Annotated in this window: 13 protein-coding genes and 1 pseudogene; 5 read left to right on the top strand and 9 right to left on the bottom strand. The window is 66.9% G+C overall.

The genetic code is table 11. The features are described from left to right. The 9 genes and pseudogenes from AC27IQ_RS11520 to AC27IQ_RS11480 form a co-directional block, all read right to left on the bottom strand. Positions 1-2,161, bottom strand: a pseudogene (locus tag AC27IQ_RS11520) (DEAD/DEAH box helicase); the annotation flags it as partial. Positions 2,162-2,263: 102 nt separating this feature from the next. Continuing rightward, entirely contained in the window at positions 2,264-2,569 is a 306-nt protein-coding gene (locus tag AC27IQ_RS11515; protein ID WP_487089548.1) for a hypothetical protein, read from the bottom strand. 111 nt (positions 2,570-2,680) lie between these two features. Then, complete coding sequence (locus tag AC27IQ_RS11510; protein ID WP_487089547.1) at positions 2,681-3,796, bottom strand: DUF6094 domain-containing protein; 1,116 nt, start codon at positions 3,794-3,796, stop codon at positions 2,681-2,683. A gap of 67 nt (positions 3,797-3,863) precedes the next feature. Beyond that, positions 3,864-4,520 carry a hypothetical protein gene (locus tag AC27IQ_RS11505; protein WP_004265557.1) on the bottom strand — a complete coding sequence of 219 codons (657 nt, stop codon included), beginning with the start codon at positions 4,518-4,520 and terminating at the stop codon, positions 3,864-3,866. A 500-nt stretch (positions 4,521-5,020) separates the two neighbouring features. Continuing rightward, complete coding sequence (locus AC27IQ_RS11500) at positions 5,021-5,848, bottom strand: DUF932 domain-containing protein (protein WP_487089546.1); 828 nt, start codon at positions 5,846-5,848, stop codon at positions 5,021-5,023. Positions 5,849-5,985: 137 nt separating this feature from the next. After that, positions 5,986-6,255 (bottom strand): hypothetical protein, encoded by a 270-nt coding sequence (locus AC27IQ_RS11495; protein ID WP_013721980.1) that lies wholly within the window; start codon positions 6,253-6,255, stop codon positions 5,986-5,988. Positions 6,256-6,262: 7 nt separating this feature from the next. Further along, complete coding sequence (locus AC27IQ_RS11490; RefSeq protein WP_487089545.1) at positions 6,263-6,655, bottom strand: hypothetical protein; 393 nt, start codon at positions 6,653-6,655, stop codon at positions 6,263-6,265. 101 nt (positions 6,656-6,756) lie between these two features. Next, positions 6,757-7,386, bottom strand: a complete 630-nt coding sequence (locus tag AC27IQ_RS11485) for a DUF3275 family protein (RefSeq protein WP_487089544.1) — start codon at positions 7,384-7,386, stop codon at positions 6,757-6,759. Positions 7,387-7,497: 111 nt separating this feature from the next. Beyond that, the gene (locus AC27IQ_RS11480; RefSeq protein WP_487089543.1) at positions 7,498-8,052 is read right to left on the bottom strand and encodes an STY4534 family ICE replication protein; all 555 of its coding nucleotides are present in this window, start codon (positions 8,050-8,052) and stop codon (positions 7,498-7,500) included. Positions 8,053-8,762: 710 nt separating this feature from the next. Here AC27IQ_RS11480 and nikR point away from each other — a divergent pair. From nikR to AC27IQ_RS11455, 5 genes are all read left to right on the top strand, one after another. Beyond that, a complete protein-coding gene (gene nikR / locus AC27IQ_RS11475; RefSeq protein ID WP_487089542.1) occupies positions 8,763-9,158 on the top strand; it encodes a nickel-responsive transcriptional regulator NikR in 396 nt (131 codons plus the stop codon). 264 nt (positions 9,159-9,422) lie between these two features. Further along, on the top strand, positions 9,423-9,782 hold the full coding sequence (locus AC27IQ_RS11470; protein ID WP_487089541.1) for a DUF2946 family protein: 360 nt from the start codon (positions 9,423-9,425) through the stop codon (positions 9,780-9,782). A gap of 138 nt (positions 9,783-9,920) precedes the next feature. Then, the gene (locus AC27IQ_RS11465) at positions 9,921-12,092 is read left to right on the top strand and encodes a TonB-dependent siderophore receptor (RefSeq protein ID WP_487089540.1); all 2,172 of its coding nucleotides are present in this window, start codon (positions 9,921-9,923) and stop codon (positions 12,090-12,092) included. Between the two features lie 2 nt (positions 12,093-12,094). Beyond that, positions 12,095-13,663, top strand: coding sequence for an ABC transporter substrate-binding protein (locus AC27IQ_RS11460; protein ID WP_487089539.1), 1,569 nt, complete (start codon positions 12,095-12,097; stop codon positions 13,661-13,663). Then, positions 13,660-14,474: ABC transporter permease (locus AC27IQ_RS11455; RefSeq protein WP_487089538.1), on the top strand; the 815-nt coding region annotated here is incomplete at its 3' end. The genes AC27IQ_RS11460 and AC27IQ_RS11455, both read left to right, overlap by 4 nt.

Raw genomic sequence — 14,474 nt, 5'->3', positions numbered from 1 at the left:
CGCCATCAATGCCAGGCAAGTCATTTGCGACGTGGCCGCATAGCCCAGGTAAATCAACTTTCACCGGCAGGTCCTGGCCGATGCGCCAGGAGCGCCGCGCGCCTGCTGCAGGGTGTACAGTTCCACCCGACTGCATGAACACGATCGTCGGAAACTCCAACAGGTCGAGACCCGTCTTGACCAACTCCGGGTTCGTGATGAGCGCGTCGAGGCCGCGGTCCAACTGCTCGGCGATCCAGTCCTCGCGGCGGGAGGCATCCACGCTTGCGCGCAGCACCGCCACCTTGAAGCCTTCCTGCTCCAGCAGCACCTTCAGGCGCGACGTGGTGTCGCGCGTGCCGGTGTAGACCGAATAGACCAGCGTCTTACGACCCGCAGCCTTCTCCTGCTTGCAGATCTCGATCAGCTCACGTTCCTTGGGCATCACCTCCAGCTCATTGAACTGGGCCGGAACGAAGGCCAAGGTCTGGCGTGTGCGTGGGTGCACCACCGTCTCCGACCGGAAGCAGCAATCCGGCCAGGCCAGCAGCACGTTGAGGACCACGCCGAGCAGCGTCGTGTCGCGCTTGGCCAGCGCCTGTTTCAGCGCCGAGGTCAGACGAAACGATAGATCGCGATAGGCCGCGGCTTGCGCCGTGTCCATCGCCACCTCGCGGAACTCCTCGTCGTAGGACGGCAGCACATTGCCGCCGATGTCCTTGAGCTTGAGAAATACCGTGAACGGCAGGACGCAACGTAGCACGCCCTTCGGGCCGAAGCCCGGCGCCTTGACCGTGCGCACCGATACCTTGGTGCCCTTGGCCGTCTTGTGCGCCGTGCCCGTGCTCTCGGAATAGATGTCCTTGAGAACCCCGTGATCGCGCATGAACGCCATCGCGGCCGAGGTCATGCTGCCGCTCTTGGTCGGGCGGTAGCCGTCTTCGATCATTCGCCCCGGCAGGGCTCGGAACAGCAGGTGGAACAGGTCGTCGCCGTAGCCGCCCATCAGCGTGCCGGTGAGCAGCAGCGTCTTGCGTGCCTTGGCTGCCAAAACCCCCATCGCTTGGCCCTGTGCAGAGCCGCCGTTCTTGTACTCGTGCGCCTCGTCGGCGATGAGTAAATCGAACGTGCCTTGCGGCAGATAGCGTTTGACGAATTCGGACGGCTGGTAGCCGCCCTCGCCGAAGCCGAACTCCATGTTCGCCATCGCCCGCTCCATGCGGTGCGCCTGACGATCCGAGAAGACCAGCTCGCCCTTGGCATCCATGAGGTTGATGAACTCGTGGATGTTGTCGCCCAGCATCGAGGCCAGGAAGCCGTCGCCGAACTTCTTCATCAGCTTCTGCGCGGTGACTTCCCCGATGGTCGGGATGCGCTGCAAGGCTTTGAAGACGGCCGTGGACTGGTCGCTGGCGGACAGGCTGCGCGGTCGCATCAGCGTCCACAGCGGTGCGGCGCAATGGCTGCACCGTCGGCGGTAGTCCTCAGCTTCGAGTTCGACCGGGTTGATCGGCTCGCCGTCGAGGTTGGTGATGACCTGGCCGCAATCCGGGCATGCGCCGACTTCGCCGTGCTTCGTGTGCCGCACGTTGAAGACGGGCTTCCAGTGGAAACCCATGCGCATGCGCACGCGCCCGAGCACGTAGAACTCCTGGCCGCGCACCGGCACGCCCAACTGCTCGCGCAGCTTGATGAGCTTGACCAGCGTGTCTGGGCCATTGAGTACCCAGACCTTGGCGCCGGCCACCGTCTCCTGGATTTCCCGGCGCCACTTGTAGACCAGGTGCGGGGGACTCAAGACGAGCGTGCGACGGTAGCCTTCGGTGTGCAGCACGGCCGCCGTGGCAATGCCAACGGTGGTCTTGCCGCAGCCCATCTCGCCATTGACGATCGCGGCGCGTTCGCCGCGGTCGGCCAGCAACTCGGTGACGGCATGCACCACCTCGGCTTGCGCGCCGAACAGCTTGCGCTTGAGACTGGCCAGCACGAGCTGGCGATGCGGCCGGGCCTGGCCAGTGTAGACGGGAGGGTTGGCGCGGTTGAGCGAGTCCAGCAGTTCGTCGCCGAATTCGGCAACGAAATCCTGAAGGCTCATCGCCAGGGGAGAAGCAGCCGCTTCGAGCAGGTCGCCCTGGACGGGCGTGCCATCGGCGGCGGGAACGACTTCGGTATCGAGGGACATGGTGATGCTCCAAATGAAATGGGGCATGCACCTCCCCTGCGGGGCGATGGCATGCCCCGTGGTGGGAAGAGAAGAACGGCGCGTGGCCGCGGTGGATGAAGATCAGTATTCGCTGGGCAGCAGCAGCGTGGTCACGCTGCGATCCCATTCGGTGATGATCCAGAGCTTCAGGTCAGGCGCGACCTGGTAGGACGAGAACAGCCGATCCTCGCCGGAGCGCAACGCGGCATCGTTCTGCCGCCGGTCGCTGTCGTTGAGATCGCCCCAATCGCCATTGAGATGGCGGCAGAGGTACGGGGTCGGGTTGAGCCGGCCCTGCCGGACCATCGCGTCGATGCCGCAGGTCATGACCAAGTGCCCGGGAGCAAAGCGTGCTTGCGACGCCACGTTGAGAACTGCGAGTGCCATGGTGTTTCTCCTTCGGATGAAAGAGGGGCCACGACACCCGGCGGGGCGAGATGGCCCCGTTGGGTGGATGAGTGGTGGATGAAACGACGGCGAACCGTCAGGGAACAGCGATCAGCGGATGGTCAGCACCTCACCGCAGGTCGGCGAGCCCGGTGTCATGTCCCAAGCGCGGATGACCGGCACGAACTTGTCGGTCAGGATGCGCGTCTCGGCCACGGAACCGTCGTCGCGCTCGGTGTACTCCGTGTGCAAGGTCTTCTCCTTGTGGGTGTCGCCTTTGACGACGAGCACGCGGCCCGTCTTGGACTTCACCACGCCGGAGATCGCACCTGCGGCGAGTGCCAAGGCAAGATGCCAATGCGATAAACCTCGCGCCGGGGACCGCAGCGACTGCTGCGCGGCGCCCAGGTGCGTGTCTAGCGTCGGCCAGAGCCCTTGCAGTCGGCCGACTTCCTCGGCGAACTGCTCGGGCTCCATCGTCACGCGGTAGAAGTGCTCCGGCTCGGCCGTGGCAGGCACCGTGTAGGGCAGGAACGGCCATTCGACTGGCAGCTCTTCCGCTTCGGCGTCGCCAAGACCTATCTGCAGCAGCAGCGCGCGCGTGGCCTTGACAGAGTCCGATGCCTGGTCGCGCTGGCGAACCTTGCGACCGAAGATCACGACCTGCTTGAACTGCGTGTCCACCGCGCGGTAGATGCGCAACTCGGCGAAGTGCCGGGTCAGCCATCCGACCAGCTCGGCGTCGAGCACGTAGTGCGGGACGATGTAGATCAGCACGCCGCCGTACTGCAACAGCGGCAGCGCCTTCTGATAGAACAGCTTTTCCAGCCGAGCGCGGCCCTGGCCCTGGTAGCCGACGTTGCCGTTGGTGTCCTTGGACAGGTCGCCATACGGCGGGTTGAGCCACAGCAGGCCGAAGCTCTGCCGGCTGATCAGTGTGTCCATCAGGTCGCCGTGGATGCAGCGATCGACCAGTTGCCGGGCATGGCGTGCGCGCTCGGCCTCGTACTCGACGGCGAAGGCCTGGACCTGCTCGCGCCCGAGGGCGTGCGCGGCTTCAGCGATCGCCACGCCTTCGCCGGCGCAGGGATCGAGGATGCACAGCGGCCCGGCCGAGGCCTCGGCGGGCGCCAGTGCGGTGAGTGCTCTTTCGAGCGTGGGTTCATCCGTGGGGAAGTACCCGTTCTTGACGAAGTTGCGGGCGAGCCGCGGGAACATGAGGGCCATGGGAATCTCCTGGCATTGAAGATGAAGGGATGCGGACATGCGCGCCTGCATGTCCGGTGAAGGAACCTCAAGCCACCGCTTCGAGCGGTTGCGCCGAGGGGGTGCGGCTGGCGGGTGCGCCGCCGACGAGCGCGCCGCTGCGGATCAGGCCGCCCAGCACCTCGGTCAGCGTCGGCACGTCGATGGCGAGCCGATGGCCTTCCAGAGGCCCGAGGGCGAACGGCAGGCGCGTCAGCATCGACTTCGCCTGCAGCAGTTCCAGCACGCTGTCGCGCCAGGGATCGAGAAGCGGCAGCGGGCACGTGTCCCGCACCAGCGTCCATAGCCGGTCGAGCCGGTGCGTGGAATCGCGAGGCAGGAGCGCCAGTGCGCTGGCGTTGGCCTTGTCGGGTTTGACGCAGCGCCGATCGAACAGCCAGATGTTGGTCAGCGAGCCGAACAGCGTGCGCCGGTAGGCGCGTGCGCTGCGTTTCTCCAGGTTCTCGACGTTGCCGACGAAGACCGGGATGCTGGCGCCCTGCTCGGTGATGACGTGGAACTGATCCAGTCCCTGTTCGTCCCGGCCCAGGGTGAGGCGGGCCAGGAACTCCTGGACGGCGGTGTCGCGCGCCCAGAGGGAGATGAAGACCAGGTTGCCGTTCTCGTCACCGACGACGCCATCGGCCATCAGGTCGGGGCATTCGTCGATGCGATAGAGCGTCTTGGGGGAAGAAGGTGCAGGCATGGTGATGTCCTCGAAGTGAGCGGAGACAGCACCACCCGCGAGGGCAGTCACTGCCCCAGGGGGATGGAAGAAGACGCGGTGAGCGTCGTGGTGAAGAATCAGACCGTGCGTCGCAACGCACCGTAGCCTTGAAGGTCTGGACTACCTGGGCATGTTGTCGGCAACGCCGACGGACATGGGACATAGCCTGCGCCAAGGTGCGCCTACAGCGGGAGCGGAAAACCGATCCAGCGTCCAACCCTGTTTGCGCTGGCGCATCGCCCGCGGCCTGGAAGGACGGCCACAAAAGAAAACCGCCCCGGGAACACCGAGGCGGCAAAGATGACTGCTTGGCTCAGGGAGGAAAAGCCAGGGAGGTATGCAGTCGGACCGCAATTTTCGCGGCGGCAGCGAATTGCCGCATTAGGGTTACACCGAACCAAACTGAACGTGGTGCGCTGGCAGCACAGCGCCGCCAAAGAGAAAGCGGACCATGCCGCGAGGCACGATCCGCTTGTGGGTCAGGCTTTGAGCTGACGCAGGCCATCCGCGAGCAGCCAAAGCGCCCGGTTGAGCCGGACGTTCTGGTCGATGCCCTGAACGGGTCGCGTGCGCTGCTGGCACCCGTTGGTGGCACGGCCAGTCAGGCCGCCCTTGACCAGGTTCTCCTGAACCCGGTTGAAGACCGACCACAGATCGGCACGGTTGTCGTCGAAACGACGAGGCCGCAGGATCTGCGTCTCCGTGATGGGCAAGGCCTTGCCCGACTCGTCGTAGTTCAAGGTCAGCGCCGACCTGGCGAAGACTTCGGCCTCGCCGTCGTCGAGGGTGATGACGCGCATGGCGTCGCGCGAGTCCTGCACGCGCTCGAAGCCGTGCAGCACCTCGTAGGCGCCTTCGATCACGTGATCGGTGACGTTGCCCTTGTGGGGCACGCGCACGTCGGCGAAGGTGTCGCCGCACACCAGGCCGTTGTGGCAGACGAATCTGAACATGCCCGCGAGCATCTGGTAGCTGCTGGTGCCGTCGTGCGAGTTGAGCAGGATGATCTCGTTCGCCTCGGCGCCGTCGATCTGGCTGGCGTGGCGAAGGCGCAGCATGTGCTTGGTGTAGTCGCGGCGATCCTCGTGTCGCACGCGGGTCTGGCACACCATGAACGGCTGGAAACCTTCTCTGCGCAGTTCGGTCAGCACAGCCGCCGTGGGGATGTAACTGTACCGTTCGGAGCGGCTTTCGTGCGGGGTGTCCGCGAAGATGGATGGGGCCACGGTGCGAATCTGATCGTCCGACAACGGATGGTCGGCGCGCAGCACCGGGGAACGAGGGGCGAAGCGAGATGCAAGTTGCATGATGATCTCCTTGCGGAATGGAGCAATCGGCATCCAGCGGCCGAGGCCGGATGCGCGCGATTGCGTAGGACGAAGAAAAGCCCTGCTGAACAGGGCCTGATGAAAGGGATGAAGAAGTGCGCCGCGTGAAGGCCCGCCTATGGGTTCGGAACCGGCTCCCAGCCGCGGCTGTGCGGGTTGAAGCAAAGCGCTTCCTGGCCTTTGAGGATCGGCGTGAAGCCGTCGAGGAAGACGTGTCGCAGGTACAGCGCGCGGTAGGTCAGTGCCTGCCACGCCTGTTCTTCGCTCAGGCCGTTGGCGATGAAGTGCTCGCGCAGTTCGTCGTCGTCGGAAACCTCGTTGTTGGCCAACTGGTCTTCGACGAAGCGAAGCAGCTTGGGCGGCAAGGACGACAGGAGGGTATCCATGTGCGCCTCACTCGGTGGCTGCATCGCCGGCCGCTTTGCGCGTCGGCTGCTGGTGGAAGGCATGCACCCTTGCGCGCCAGGTGGCGCAGCGCTGCGGCGCCATGTCGAGATAGCGCAGCGGGCACGAGTAGTAGTACGGGTGCTCGGCCTCGACCAGGAACTTGTAGCCCCATTCGCGGCCCTCGCTTTCCAGCAGATGGCAGCCGATCAAGGTGGCCGACTCTCCGGGTGCGAGACCCAGGACACCGGCCTGCTTGGCGGTGACACGCACCACCGTCCACAGCACGTTTCCGACCAGCGTGTGATCGATGACCTCATTGCGCGACCGCTCGGTTTCCTCGGTTGCGGTCAGCTCGCGGATCAACTGATCGCGCGTCAATCGAACGAATGTCCAGCCCATGGAATGACTCCTGTGAGAAAGGGCCGGAGTCCTCCCGTCGGGGAAGGAACCCCGGCGGGTGGTGGAAAGCCGCAGGCATGCGGCGTGAAGTAGCGATGGGATCAGACCCTGGCGAGGTGCCAGTCCTGGGACAGCGGAGCGAACTCGTAGCCCAAGTCGCCGAGACGGTCACGCTGCTGACGCAGCACGCGCCGATCCACGGTGGCATCGAGCTTGACGACATCGCCCAGCGGCCAGATCGCGCCGAACAGGGTCGCGTCGCCGTCGTCGTCCGCATTGGCCGAAGCCTCGGCAGACGCAGCAGCCGGTTCGCTGCCGAACGGCGTGGTATCGACCAGCGGGTCGCGCGAACTGCGCGCCTTCTTCCGGCCGGCCGCCTTGGGGGCGGTCGTCGGCGTCGGCGTGGCGGCCTGCGCTTCCTCGTCGATCGGATCGACTTCCTGCGGACTCAGCCGGCGGGCGTCGTCACGGCTCAGGGCGTCGATGTTGGACAAGGTCATCCCGCCCAGGAGGGCGCGGATCTCGATGACCATGCGGCCGTTGGCGGTGTACGTGGACGGGCGAATCTCCGCGATGGCGAAATCGCCCTCGTACTTGCCTTCGGCGTACTGGTCGAGTTCGGCGTTCTTCACGACGAACTCGCCGATGGAGGTCGCAAGGCGCCCGACGTTGAAGTCGCCGTTGCGGCCGTGGATGGTCTTGATGGCCAATTGGCCGGGAATGGTGATCATGAAGAACTCCTGCGGACAAAGCTGCGATCACGCACACGGCCGTCATGGCGACGGTCGCATGCGCACGCGGGTGGGAAGAAGACAAGGCCCCGGAGGACGGGGCCTTGCGGATCAGAACGACTCGGCAACTTCCAATGCGGGCGCATCGGCAGTGGCTTCATCGACAGCTTCGGCGGCGGGCTCGGACGCAGCGGCTTGCGGCTCGGCGGACGTCGCGGGGACATCCGTGGCGCGCACGTCGCGTTCGTCGCGGTCGTCGGCGTCGGTCGGCCTGGGCTCGGCCTTGTAGACGAGCTTGCCGTCGACCTTGATCCAACTGACGAACAGCAGGCGGGCCTTGAGGCTCACCCCCTGCTCGCCGGCACGCTTGCCCTTGGAGTAGGTAAAGGTGTCGGTCCACAGGTCGCCCAGGCGGAAGCCGATCATCACCTTCTTCTCGGCATCGACCGCTTGGATGCAGCGGCGCACCAGGTGCTGCGCTTCGGAGCCCGAGACGCGCGTGTCGAAACGCACGTAGGCAACGTCATCGCTGGGGCCGTTGAGCGCCGCGATGTCGCAGGCCAGGAACGCATCGCCTTTCTTGGGCTTCACTTCGCGGATGCGATTGAGATACCCGAGGCCGGTGATGTGCAGGTCGAAGAAGGACTTTTCGGTGGGAGTGGTCATGGTGAATCTCCTGAGAACAAAGAAGCGGAGACACACCCGACCCAAGGCGGGGAAGGTGTGGAACCCCCGCGTGGGTTGAGGAACAGCTTGGGTGGCATCACCATCGGGAGAACCGATGGCCGTTCGCGCTGGGATGCCGGAGCGAACTGGTTGATCAACGCAGTCGGAACCGCGTCGCAGTCTTGAAGATCGAGACTGCCTGGGCATGCTGCTGACGGGTGTCAGCGGAACATGGCGGCAGAGTGGCGCCAAGTGCGTGCCTGCGCGAGCGGCAATCGGCACTGGCACTTGTCCGCATTGGCGGCCAGCGCCAGGTTTGCCCGCTATGGCGCCTCCCACAGCAACTTGGGCGCACGCAGCGCCTCGGGTGTGTCCTGCCGAGGACGGCGCGCACGGTTCCAGTTTCCACCGCCGCGCTGTCCGAGCAAACGTCAGCCGGCCGCCCGCAGGCTGGCGCCGCCCTCGGCCGGCAGCGTGTAAGTGATGAGGCGCGTATAGCCCAGCTGCAGGCCCCGTCCATAGAGGACGGGGCCGTGTCCAGCTCAGCACCGCCGGCGCCTATTCCCTCTCCGAGGGCACCCCCCGTGACCGGCTGGCCGACATCGACGCACTGCTGTTGACACCGCCGCCCAGTGCGAATGCCGAGCCCACCATCAGGCCATCAGGAAAAGTGGCCCGGTTACGCTTATCAAAAATCCGGGGAAACCTTCATGCAGCGCTTGACCATTTCCATCGATGACGATCTGGCCGCCGACTTCGAGGCGCTGATCGCCTCGCGCCGCTACGGCAACCGCTCCGAGGCCATCCGGGACCTGGTGCGCCGCGAACTGCGCCAGGAGCGCGTGGCCCTGCGGCCCGGTACCCCTTGCGTCGCCTCGCTGAGCTATCTCTACGACCACCACGACCGCACGACCACGCTGCGCCTGCTCGACCTGCAGCACAACCACCATGTGCTGACCCTGGCCTCCACACACGTGCACCTGGAACACGACCTGTGCCTGGAGACCCTCATCCTGCGAGGGCCCGCCGATGCGGTGAGCGACCTAGCCCATGCCATCCTCGCCGAGAAGGGCGTAAAGGACGGGCAGCTGCACCTGATGGCCTGAGGGCCTGCGCACGCGACTGACACCTTCGCCAGTTGCCATTACATACATGGCCCCCGGCACAGCGGGCCATCCAACTTCGATGACGACTCGCGATCGCGAGACGCGCAAAGCTGCGTTCTCGCTCAGCGAGCAGATACGTCAAGTGGCGTATGTATGAAGTTTTTAATATTCGTCATACTGCGCCAAAGTCGGGCTCCTTGGCTGCCTGACCCGAAACTTGAGACCGCCTTCTCAACAGTATGATTTCTGTTCCTCACCGTCCGTATGCGCCGCATCCTGCTCCGACTCCTGCTGCTGGCCGTGTTCTTCAACACGGCCATCGGCGTGCCGCTGCACGAAGCGGAACACTTGCGACAGGCCGCGCCAGCAATCTCACAGGGGTGGGGCTTGCTGGAGGCAGACGGGGACACGACCTCCTCCGAGCATGGCGAGGAAGTCCATGGGCTCTGTGCCTGGTGCCTGGCCCATGCGCAGCAAGCCACCGCACTGGCAAGCCCGTCGGCCCTCCACGCGACCGTGGTCGAACCGGCAACGCTCCCGGGGCCCGGGTTGGCTGTCGCGTTCGCTCCCAGCCCGGGCCGCTGGCCCTTCGCCTCGCGCGATCCTCCCCGCAAGCTGACCTGACACCCGCCGCCCAGGCAGGGTTGCTTTCCTCTCCTTCTTCCTGCCGCCCGATGCGCCCCAGGCGCCGGCGGCGTATCAGCTTCCGTGTCCTGCTGCGCCGATGCTTGCGCGGCAGGACCGTCTCGTCGAGTGCCATCCATGGTCGCCATCCCGCTCCGCACCTTCTTCGCAGGGAACCGCGTTCCCGAACTCCATCCTCTCCCGGCTGCCCTTGCCGCCGCGGCACTGTTCACCGGACCCGCCTTCGCCCAAACACCGGCTCCCGCTGAGGCCCACCTGCCCACTGTCGAGGTGGTGGGCCGCACGGAATCCGGCGCCTATCACGCTGACGAAGCCGCAGGCGCCAAGACCGACTTGCCGCTGCGCGAGCTGCCGCAGTCGGTGCGCATCGTCACGCGCCAGGCCATCGACGACCTGGGCGCCACCAAGCTGGACGACGTGCTCGACTACGTCGGCGGCGTCTCGCGGCAGAACAACTTCGGCGGCCTCTGGGACAACATCGCCATCCGCGGCCTGCCCGGCAACGAGAACACCGGCATGGCCACGCTGCTCAACGGCTTCTCGTCCAACCGCGGCTTCAACGCGCCGCGCGACCTCGCAGGCGTCGAGCGCATCGAGTTTCTCAAGGGCACGGCCGCGGCGCTGTACGGCAGCAGCGAGCCGGGCGGCACGCTCAACATCGTGTCCAAGCGGCCGCTGTGGAGAGCCGCACATTCGGTAGAGGGCTATGTCGGCAGCTACGGCCTCAAGCGCGGCGCCTTCGACAGCACGGGCCCGATCGGCGAGAACTTCGCCTACCGTCTGAACGTCGCGGTGGAGGACCGCGACAGCTTCCGCGACCATGTAGGTGCCAGCCGCCGGGAGCTCGCGCCGGCCTTCACCTGGAAACTGGGTCGCGACACGTTGCTGGAGTACGCGGGCGAATACCTTCGCCAAAGGACTCCACTGGACCGCGGCGTGGTGGCCGTCAACAACCAGCTGGGCGCCATCCCGCGCAGCCGCTTCCTCGGTGAGCCGGCCGACGGTGACGTGACCGTCGAGAACCAGACCCACCAGTTCATCCTGTCGCACGAGTGGAATCCCGCTTGGCGCAGCCGGATCGGGCTGTCCTACCGCGAAACCTCGGTCAACGGTTTCTCCACCGAGCCCACGGCGCTCCAGGCCAACGGGAATCTCACCCGCCAGAGGCGCTTGCGGGACTACGACTCCGACGACGTCGCGCTGCAGGCCGAACTGCAGGGCAACGTCAAGACCGGCGCCATCGAGCACGAACTGCTGTTCGGCGTGGAGAGCTTCCGCTTCGAGATGGATTCGCTGATGCTGCGGGTCAATCCCACCACAGCCAACCCCTACGCGATCAACATCTACAACCCGGTCTACGGCCAACCCCAGCCCACGCCGGTGGCCAACACCGACACACTGGAGCACCAGCGCAACACCGCCTTCTATGTCCAGGACGCGATCAAGCTCGCGCCCGAATGGCGCCTGGTCGCCGGCCTGCGCGTGGACAACTACCGCCAGTCGTTGCTGAACCGCCGGACCGGCGTCACGGACCGGCAGGACCCGTCCTCCACCTCGCCACGCATCGGGCTGAGCTGGCTACCCACGTCGCAGTGGACCGTCTACGCGAGCGTCGGCCGCTCCTTCCAACCGAACGTCGGCACTGACGTCACATCCACTGGCTTCGAGCCAGAGACCGGCCGAGCGCTCGAACTCGGTACCAAGTGGGAGAGCGCGGACAAGCGCATGGGCGCAACCGCCGCCTTGTTCGACATCCGCAAGCGCAACGTGCTGACCTCGGACCCAGTGAACACCGGCTATTCGGTCGCCGCCGGCGAGATCCGTAGCCGTGGCCTGGAGTTCGACTTCGCGGGCCAGCTCACGAGGAACTGGCGGATCAACGCCAGCCTGGTGCTCAACGACGTGGAAATCACCAAGGACAACACCCTCGAAGTCGGCGGCCGACTGCTCAACGTGCCCAAGGTCAACGGCAGCGTGCTGGCGGTCTACGAAGACGCGTTTGCCAACGGCCAGCGCTACGGCGTCGGCGGCGGTGTCACGCACGTGGGCAAGCGCCTGGGCCAGGCGCGCACCCAGGCCGAGGCCAACGCGGGCACGCCCGCCTTCGAGCTGCCGAGCTACACCACGGCCAAGCTGGTGGCCTACTGGCGCCTGAACCCCACGCTGCGCCTGACCCTGGACGTCGACAACCTGTTCGACCGCACCTACTACACCAGCTCCTACAGCCGAGTCTGGGTCACCCCAGGCACGGCGCGCACCGTCACTGTCGGCCTGCAGGCCAAGTTCTGAAGATGACATTGCCTTCCCGATTCACCCGCCGGCAAGCGCTTCATCTCTGCGCTGCTGGCGCGACCGTGGCCGCATCGCCGGGCTTGCTGGCCCAGCCGGCACCTTCGCCGCCGCGTACACCGCTGCAGATCGTCGGCCCCTGGGAGATTGGCGGACTCGCCCCTGCCAACAGCGGCTACGTGTTCACCCGCATGCAGATCGCCGAGACGCTGATGGACGCGCGCGACGACGGCACGCCATTGCCGGCATTGGCCGAGCGCTGGAACGTGTCCGGCGACGGCCTGACCTGGCGTTTCATTCTGCGGCCGACGGCGCGCTTCCACGACGGCAGCGCGGTCACGGCCGCAGCGGCCGTGCGCTGCCTGCAGGCTACGCGCGTCGCGCCCGCGCTGCTGAGCGTGGCGCCGATCCAGGCCATCGAGGCCGAGGGGGCGACCACCGTGCGCATCCGCCTGTCCGCGCCCTACGGCGGCCTGCCCGCGCTGCTGGCCCACAGCAGCACGTTGATCCTTGCGCCGGCCAGCTATGGCCCGGATGGCGGCGTGCGCGCCATCGTCGGCAGCGGACCCTACCGCGTGGTGTCGCTGACACCGCCCCAGCAACTGGAGGCGGCGGTGTTCGACGGCTACGACGGCCCCAAACCCGCCATCGAGCGCGTGCGCTACCTCGCGGCCGGCCGGGCCGAGACGCGCGCGCTGATGGCCGAGGGAGGCCAGGCAGACCTGGCCTACGGACTCGATCCAGCCAGCCTCGCGCGCCTGCGCACCCGGCGCCAGGTGCGCATCGAGAGGGTGACGCTGCCGCGCACCGTGATCCTCAAGGTCAATGCCGGCCTGCCGGCTCTGAAAGACCTGCGCGTGAGGCAGGCGCTGAGCCTGGCCATCGACCGCGCGGGCATCGCCAAGGCTCTGCTGCGCGATCCGGAGCTGGCAGCGACGCAACTGTTCCCGCCGACACTCCAGGGCTGGCATGACCCGGCGCTGTCGCCCTTGACCCACGACCTGGCCGCTGCCGAGAAGCTGCTGGCCCAGGCCGGCTGGCAACGCACGGCCGATGGGTTGCGCGATGCCCAGGGCCAGCCGCTGCGTCTGGCGCTGCGCACCTTCCCCGACCGGCCCGAGTTGCCCATCATCGCCTCGGCGCTGCAGGAACAGTGGCGACAGGCCGGCATCGCGGTGCAGGTGAGCGTCGGCAATTCGGGGGACATCCCCCTGGGCCACCGCGACGGCAGCCTGCAACTGGGCCTGGCCGCGCGCAACTACGCCACCGTGCCCGACCCCACCGGCACGCTGATCCAGGACTTCGGTGCGGCCGGCGGCGACTGGGGCGCTATGGGCTGGACGAATGAAACGCTCGTGAAAGCGCTGGCCGAACTCTCGCGCGGCACGCCGCTGCCCAAGCGCGCGGCCGCTTTGCGCGCCGAGGTCACGCGGGTGCTGCAGGCCGAGCTGCCCATCATCCCCATCACCTGGTACCGCCAGCAGGTGGCGGCCAGCCAGCGCATCACCGGCGTGAACCTCGACCCACTGGAGCGGTCCTATCGGCTGACACGGATGGGGTGGCGCCCATGACGACGAACACCAACAAAGGCCTCTCGCCTTGGACCGGCGTCCTGCTGCGCCGCGCCATCCAGGTCGTCGCGCTGGCGCTGCTGGTCGGCACCGTGTGCTTCTTCATGGCGCGCCTGCTGCCGGGCGACATGGCCACGCGCATTGCGGCGGGCCGCTACGGCTACGACCTGGTCAACAACGCTGCCGCCGATGCCGTGCGCATCGAGCTGGGCCTGGACCGGCCCGCCTGGCTGGCGCTGCTGCAATGGTGGGGCGAGATCGCGCGGTTGGACTTGGGCATCTCGCTGGTCACCGGCAACCCCGTGTGGCACGAGGTCGCGCACCAGTTGGGCGCCACCATCGACCTGGCCGTTACCGCCGTTCTGATCGCGGCCGCCCTCGGCCTGCCGCTGGGCATCTGGTCCGGCCTGCACGCTGGCGGCTGGGTCGACCGGTTCACGCTGGCCATGGCCGTGGTGCTGCGCGCCACGCCGGCCTTCCTGCTGGCGGTGCTGCTCATGCTGGTCGTGGCCGTGCGGATGGGCGTGCTGCCGGTGGCGGGCGACGAACATGCCAGCAGCCTGCTGCTGCCCGCGCTGACGCTCGGCCTGGGCCTCGCGGCAGGCCTGGCGCGGGTGGCGCGCAGCGCGATGCAGGAGGCCGCGGCTTCGCCGTCCTACGAGTTCGCGCGCACCAAGGGCCTGTCGGACCGGCAGGCCCTGGTGCGCCACGGCCTGCGCCAGGCGGCGGTGCCGGTGGTGCCTACCTGGGCGTGCATGCCGTGTTCCTGGTCGAGGGCGCGGTGGTGGTCGAGACGCTGTTCGCCTGGCCC

The organism is Acidovorax sp. KPB24-07 (genome assembly GCF_057543315.1).
Note: the sequence above shows the minus strand (reverse complement) of the source record. Positions and strands in the feature narration are given on the sequence as shown.